This is a genomic window from Flavobacterium sp. I-STPP5a (assembly GCF_009764685.1).
GTDB lineage: Bacteria > Bacteroidota > Bacteroidia > Flavobacteriales > Flavobacteriaceae > Flavobacterium.
In genome coordinates this window covers 34651-40846 of the sequence record NZ_VHLM01000060.1, presented here as the reverse complement: position 1 = coordinate 40846, position 6196 = coordinate 34651, and the positions used below count along the sequence as shown (strand labels likewise).

Annotated in this window: 5 protein-coding genes and 1 pseudogene; 3 read left to right on the top strand and 3 right to left on the bottom strand. The window is 34.1% G+C overall.

What is annotated here, in order from left to right; genetic code table 11:
- Positions 1–109 (top strand): annotated as a pseudogene (locus tag FJV36_RS12120) (IS1595 family transposase); the annotation flags it as partial.
- A 107-nt stretch (positions 110–216) separates the two neighbouring features.
- Here FJV36_RS12120 and FJV36_RS12115 read toward each other — a convergent pair.
- On the bottom strand, positions 217–1056 hold the full coding sequence (locus tag FJV36_RS12115; RefSeq protein ID WP_158728295.1) for a UDP-2,3-diacylglucosamine diphosphatase: 840 nt from the start codon (positions 1054–1056) through the stop codon (positions 217–219).
- A gap of 185 nt (positions 1057–1241) precedes the next feature.
- Between FJV36_RS12115 and aroC the strand changes: the two genes are divergently transcribed.
- Both aroC and FJV36_RS12105 read left to right on the top strand, forming a co-directional pair.
- The gene (gene aroC / locus FJV36_RS12110) at positions 1242–2300 is read left to right on the top strand and encodes a chorismate synthase (protein ID WP_158728294.1); all 1059 of its coding nucleotides are present in this window, start codon (positions 1242–1244) and stop codon (positions 2298–2300) included.
- A gap of 104 nt (positions 2301–2404) precedes the next feature.
- On the top strand, positions 2405–3682 hold the full coding sequence (locus tag FJV36_RS12105; RefSeq protein WP_158728293.1) for a dicarboxylate/amino acid:cation symporter: 1278 nt from the start codon (positions 2405–2407) through the stop codon (positions 3680–3682).
- A gap of 76 nt (positions 3683–3758) precedes the next feature.
- Here the strand turns inward: FJV36_RS12105 and FJV36_RS12100 are convergent, their stop codons facing one another.
- Positions 3759–5012: a DEAD/DEAH box helicase gene (locus tag FJV36_RS12100; RefSeq protein WP_158728292.1), complete on the bottom strand. Its 1254-nt coding sequence runs from the start codon at positions 5010–5012 to the stop codon at positions 3759–3761.
- A 102-nt stretch (positions 5013–5114) separates the two neighbouring features.
- The gene (locus tag FJV36_RS12095; protein WP_158728291.1) at positions 5115–6161 is read right to left on the bottom strand and encodes a formimidoylglutamase; all 1047 of its coding nucleotides are present in this window, start codon (positions 6159–6161) and stop codon (positions 5115–5117) included.
- Positions 6162–6196: the final 35 nt, after the last annotated feature.

Genomic DNA, 6196 nt, shown 5'->3' with positions numbered 1-6196 from the left:
CAAATATCTTCAATTGTATCTAAATGAGTTTGTTTATAAGCTTAATAGAAGATATTTTGAAGAAAAACTATTCGACAGGCTAGTAATTGCTGGTATTACAGGATTATGACGGAAAACGGACAATCAAAATCTATTTATTTTAATTCAAAATGTGTTGTAAAATTTTGTTTATAATTTACATAATTTCCACTTGTACTTTATCATTTGAGGCTGTTCTTATTTAATTAAATTTTGCTTAGTAAATATTTTTTTAGAAATGGATTGACTCTCAATTAAATCTTCCATTTCAAAGAGATTTTCATCTTCCTCAAAATTCATTTCGCTATAATGAAACAATTTCCACCTTTTATTGTTGTATTCCAGAGCCGTAAGGTTTTCAATCCAATCGCCTGAATTTAAATAGAGCGTAGAGCCTGTTTTGGTTTCTTTTTTGATAATTTTTGGTTCGTGAATATGTCCGCAAATAACGTAATCGTATTTTTTTTCTATAGCTAATTCAGTTGCAGTTTTCTCAAAATCAGAAATGTGTTTTACAGCTTTTTTTACACTAGCTTTTATTTTTTTGCTAAATGAATACGGTTCTTTACCTAGTTTATTTAAACACCAATTTGCAAAACGGTTGATCAAGATAAGATAATCATATCCTAAGCCTCCTAATTTTGCAATCCATTTAGAATGTTGCACAGAAGCATCAAAGACGTCCCCATGGAAAACCCATAATTTTTTTGAATCTAGTGTTAAAATGAGTTTGTCTACCAATGCAAAGTTTCCTAAAGTTATGTCGCTAAATTTGCGCAGCATTTCATCGTGATTTCCAGTAATATAGTACACCTTAGTTCCTTTTGAAGCAAAACTTATAATTTTTTGAATAACTTTTAAATGTGATTTAGGGAAATAGGATTTTCTAAACTGCCAGATATCAACAATGTCTCCATTTAGAATTAGTATTTTAGGTTTAATAGAGGATAAATAATTAAGGAGTTCCTTGGCATGACTACCAAAAGTGCCCAAATGAACATCTGATATGACAACCACTTCTACTTTTCTTTTTTTCAAGGTTTTTATAATTTGGAGTTTAGCAAAATAATGTAAAATTAATCAAGTAAAATTGAATTAAAAGTTAAGAATAGCCACGCCATATTAAATTAATAACAATAAATCTAAGAACTTACTAAAAACTTTAAACACTAAACTTTTGAACTTTGAAGTAAAATGCTACTTTTGTTCAAAATCAAATTGCGATGGCTGGAAATAGTTTTGGAACATTATTTAAAATTACAACATTTGGAGAATCTCATGGTGACGCTTTAGGCGGTATAATTGATGGTTGCCCCTCAGGGATTACTTTAGATTTAGATGCTATACAATTTGAAATGTCTCGAAGAAAACCTGGGCAGTCAGCTATTGTAACACAGCGTAAAGAGCCAGATGCGGTTCAGTTTTTATCAGGTATATTTGAAGGTAGAACTACAGGCACGCCTATAGGTTTTGTTATTCCCAATACCAATCAAAAATCAGACGATTACTCACATATAAAAGATAATTATAGACCTAGTCATGCTGATTATGTTTATGAAAAAAAATATGGTGTACGCGATTATCGTGGAGGCGGAAGAAGTTCTGCTCGCGAAACGGCTTCTAGGGTTGTTGCTGGTGCTATTGCCAAGCAAATGTTACCCGAAATTAAAATTAATGCTTACGTTTCTCAAGTGGGACCAATAGCGCTTGATAAACCGTACCAAGAATTAGATTTCTCCAAAATTGAAAGCAATCCAGTACGATGCCCAGATGAGCAAGCTGCAGTTATTATGGAGGACTACATTCGTGGCATCCGTAAAGAAGGGGATACAGTAGGAGGTGTGGTATCTTGTGTTATTCAAAACGTTCCTGTGGGTTTAGGCGAACCTGTTTTTGATAAATTACATGCCGAGTTAGGTAAAGCTATGTTATCAATTAATGCGGTGAAGGGTTTTGAATTTGGTAGTGGTTTTGAAGGAGCAAAAATGAAAGGTAGCGAGCACAATGACTTGTACAATACTGATGGAACCACAAAAACCAATCTTTCAGGAGGAATTCAAGGCGGTATCAGCAATGGTATGGATATCTATTTTAGAGTTGCTTTTAAGCCTGTTGCCACAATCATGAAAGAGCAAGAATCTTTAGATAATCAAGGAAATATAACTGCCATGACAGGAAAAGGTCGTCATGACCCTTGCGTTGTGCCGCGCGCAGTGCCTATAGTAGAAGCAATGGCTGCAATTGTTTTGGCAGACTTTTATTTGATAAATAAAACGTACTAAAGCAAACTTAATAAATTGAAAAAAAAGAGCTTATTATTTCATGAAATATGAATTATTATGCTAAATATAATGTAACTAAATATCAAGTAATTAAAAATAATTTAATGGATCATACTACAAAAAAGACTTCATTTTTTTCAGGATTAACCGGGCAAATATTGATAGCAATGGTTCTTGGAGCCGTATTAGGAATTATAATACATAATAGTATAACTCCAGAAGATGCACAAAATTTTAGTAGTAAAATTAAAATTTTGGCTACAGTTTTCATTCGTTTGGTTCAAATGATTATTTCGCCTTTAGTATTTACAACCCTTGTTGTGGGTATTGCAAAATTAGGAGACATTAAAGCTGTTGGAAGAATTGGAGGTAAAGCCATGGCTTGGTTTTTTACAGCTTCTTTTGTTTCATTGTTGCTTGGAATGTTTTTTGTGAACGTTTTGAAACCAGGAATAGGACTTAATTTATCCAATGTGGATTTAGCGGCTGTGTCAGAAGTGACTGCAAAAACACAAAACATATCATTCGATAATTTTATTGAACACATTGTTCCAAAAAGTATATTTGAAGCAATGGCTACCAATGAAATTTTACAAATTGTAATTTTCTCAATCTTTTTTGGACTAGCTGCTGCATCATTAGGAGAGTATGTTAAGCCGGTGATTACAGCATTTGACAAAATATCTCATATTGTTTTAAAAATGGTAAACTTTGTCATGAAGTTTGCACCTATTGGTGTATTTGGAGCCATTGCAGGAGTATTTGCAGTACGTGATTTTCAAGAATTAGCCATTACGTATTTCAAGTTCTTTGGTTCTTTTTTAATCGGAATTTCTTCTTTATGGATTGTTTTAGGAGTTGTAGGGTATATTTTCCTGAAAGGAAGAATGACTATATTGTTAAAACGCATCGTGAGTCCGCTAATTATTGCTTTTGGAACAACAAGTAGTGAAGCTGTTTTCCCAAAACTTACTGAGGAGCTAGAACGCTTTGGGGTAAAAGACAGAATTGTATCTTTTATGTTGCCACTGGGATATTCTTTTAATCTTGACGGAAGTATGATGTACATGACATTTGCAAGTATATTTATTGCTCAAGCGTACGGTATAGATTTATCGTTAGGAACTCAAATGACCATGTTGTTAGTTTTGATGCTTACCAGTAAAGGTATTGCTGGTGTGCCAAGAGCCAGTTTAGTAGTAGTTGCCGCAACTTGTGGAATGTTTGATATTCCTATTGAGGGAATTGCTTTAATTTTACCAATTGATCACTTTTGTGATATGTTCAGGAGTGCTACAAACGTTTTAGGAAATGCTTTAGCGACTTCTGTTGTAGGGAAATGGGAAGGAAGCGATGATGCTGATGAAGAAGTTTCTTTGTAAAGTAAGTTCACTTATTGATATAAAAAAAAGCAGTAAAAATTTTACTGCTTTTTTTGTTTTCAGTTGTTGCAACTACCTAATACCAGCGTTTTTTATTTTGTTTTGATGTAGCTGATTTTCTTGATTTATGAGCTCCACCGCTTCTATTAGAATTTTTTTGTTGTGATGCGGGTGCCGACTCAGGGCTTCCGGAGTGCCAATGAAAGGAGTGATCATTAACAGTTTTAACATCTACTTTTATCAGTTTTTGAATTTCTTTCCAATACGTATGTTCGTCTTTACCGCAAAAAGAAATGGCAATTCCGCCATTACCAGCGCGTCCTGTTCTTCCTATGCGGTGTACGTAGGTTTCTGGAATATTAGGTAAATCAAAATTGATTACTACTGGAAGTTGATCAATATCAATTCCTCTGGCAGCAATATCAGTAGCAACAAGAACACCAATTTCTTTGTTTTTAAAAGCATCAAGAACACGTTGTCTTGCATTTTGGGACTTGTCTCCATGTATAGCTTCGGCAGGAATATTGTTTTTGCGCAACGCTTTGACTACATTATCTGCACCATGTTTTGTTCTAGAGAAAACCAATACATCTGTCAAGTTTTCGTTCTTGATTAAGTGATACAATAAATTTCTTTTTTCCCCTTTTTCTACAAAGTATACTCTTTGCTCCACATTTTCGGCGGTTGAGGAAACAGGTGAAACGGTTACTGTTTCAGGATCTGTTAAAAACATTTCGGCAAGTTCTCGAATGGCAATTGGCATCGTAGCAGAAAAAAACAAAGTTTGTCTGTTTTTTGGCGTAAGCTTTACTATTTTTTTGACATCATTTACAAAACCCATATCAAGCATTTGATCTGCTTCGTCAAGAACTAATGTGTGAAGGTGATCTAAGTCAATAAACCCTTGTTTGTGTAAATCCAACAATCTTCCTGGTGTAGCAATCAAAATATCGATACCGTTTTTAAGGGTATCAACCTGTGGATTTTGAGAAACACCCCCAAAAATAGTTAGCTGAGTTAGATTAGTATATTTGGCATACGTTTCAAAGCTTTGCCCTATTTGTACAGCAAGCTCGCGCGTAGGAGTCACTACAAGAGCACGAATTTGTTTGGCTTTTTTTGAAGACCCCACAATTCGATGCAGTTGGTGAATAATAGGAATTGCAAATGCCGCAGTTTTTCCAGTTCCAGTCTGTGCACACCCTATTAAGTCGCGTCCTGATAAAACAATAGGAATAGATTTTTCTTGAATGGGAGTTGGGTTTAAATAACCTTCTTCAAAAACGGCTTTTTGTATGCTTTTTGATAATGATAACTCTTCGAATAACATAATTTTGGGTATTAATTGAGCTGTAATTAGAAAGTAAACAGCGTGGCAAAGATAGTATTTATATTTTTGGTTCCTTTTTTCTAAAAATTAAAGGTTACTTTACTAAACAATTGGTAGCAAGGAACCATTGGCTTTTATAAAATCAGTTACTAGATACCCAATTAATTTACCTATCAGATGATTGTTTTTATCCTCACCCAAATCTGGTGCGCCTTCGCAAATGTGAATGTAAGCTGCATTACGACGTTTTCCATAGTAATAAATAAACTGTCGCAATTGTTCTACAGAAAAACCGCTCATGGTCATAGCACTACAAGCTATATTAGGTATGGCATCTAAGTCAATTTCGATACCAAATGGTTCGTCATTTATAAATTCTAAAGCATGCATCATTTCTTGTGTAAAATCTTTTTCTCTCCTGATACTGATGCTATCATAGGTATTATACCGAACTCTATCGTCTAGCTTTTTTATCGTATCCAATACATTTTTTGAGGTGTAATTTTCATGCAATCCAAAGACGAAATATTTTTTTAAAAACCCTTCTTCAAAAGCATATGAAAATCCGTTTCCACTATGTCTTCCTTCCAAGATTCTAAAATCAGAATGAGCGTCAAAGTTAATTGCATTTATAGGCTTGCCTTTTGCTAGAGCAGTTCCTTTTATGTTTCCGTACGAATTATTATGCCCGCCACCTATTACGATAGGGATTTTTCCTAGTTTTACAATGCTGAAAATAATATGGGAAACATCTTTATCTATTTTTGAAACCAATTGGCTTAGTTTAGAACGGTCATCGATATCGTTAAAATCAAGAATTGCTACGTCTTTCATTAATTGTGCTACATCAAGTTGTCCTAGGATTACAATCTGACTTCCTTTGCAAAACCTATTGTGTTGAATGTTAGCTATACTAGCGATGGCGCTGTCCCACGCAGAAGCAGCTCCTGGTCTGCCATAATTGGCACGCACACCTATATCTTCAGGAATTCCAAAAAGTACATATCGAGCCTCGCAGTTTTTTATAAAATTCAGTGAATCAACATCTTTTGGGATTGTGATCATTTTTTCACCAAATTTAATCTCTCCACTTCTGTGGTTCGTTATTTTAGCAAGGTCCTTTATTGTAAACGGTATAATTTTTTCCATCAGAAAAATTTTTTTCTCAAAAATAATATAATTGC

What these genes read in the sequence shown, in the direction of transcription:
- FJV36_RS12100 (WP_158728292.1), bottom strand. Translation starts at nt 5,012, where the DNA reads ATGTTATTCGAAGAGTTATCATTATCAAAAAGCATACAAAAAGCCGTT.
- FJV36_RS12095 (WP_158728291.1), bottom strand. Translation starts at nt 6,161, where the DNA reads ATGGAAAAAATTATACCGTTTACAATAAAGGACCTTGCTAAAATAACG.
- aroC (WP_158728294.1), top strand. Translation starts at nt 1,242, where the DNA reads ATGGCTGGAAATAGTTTTGGAACATTATTTAAAATTACAACATTTGGA.
- FJV36_RS12105 (WP_158728293.1), top strand. Translation starts at nt 2,405, where the DNA reads ATGGATCATACTACAAAAAAGACTTCATTTTTTTCAGGATTAACCGGG.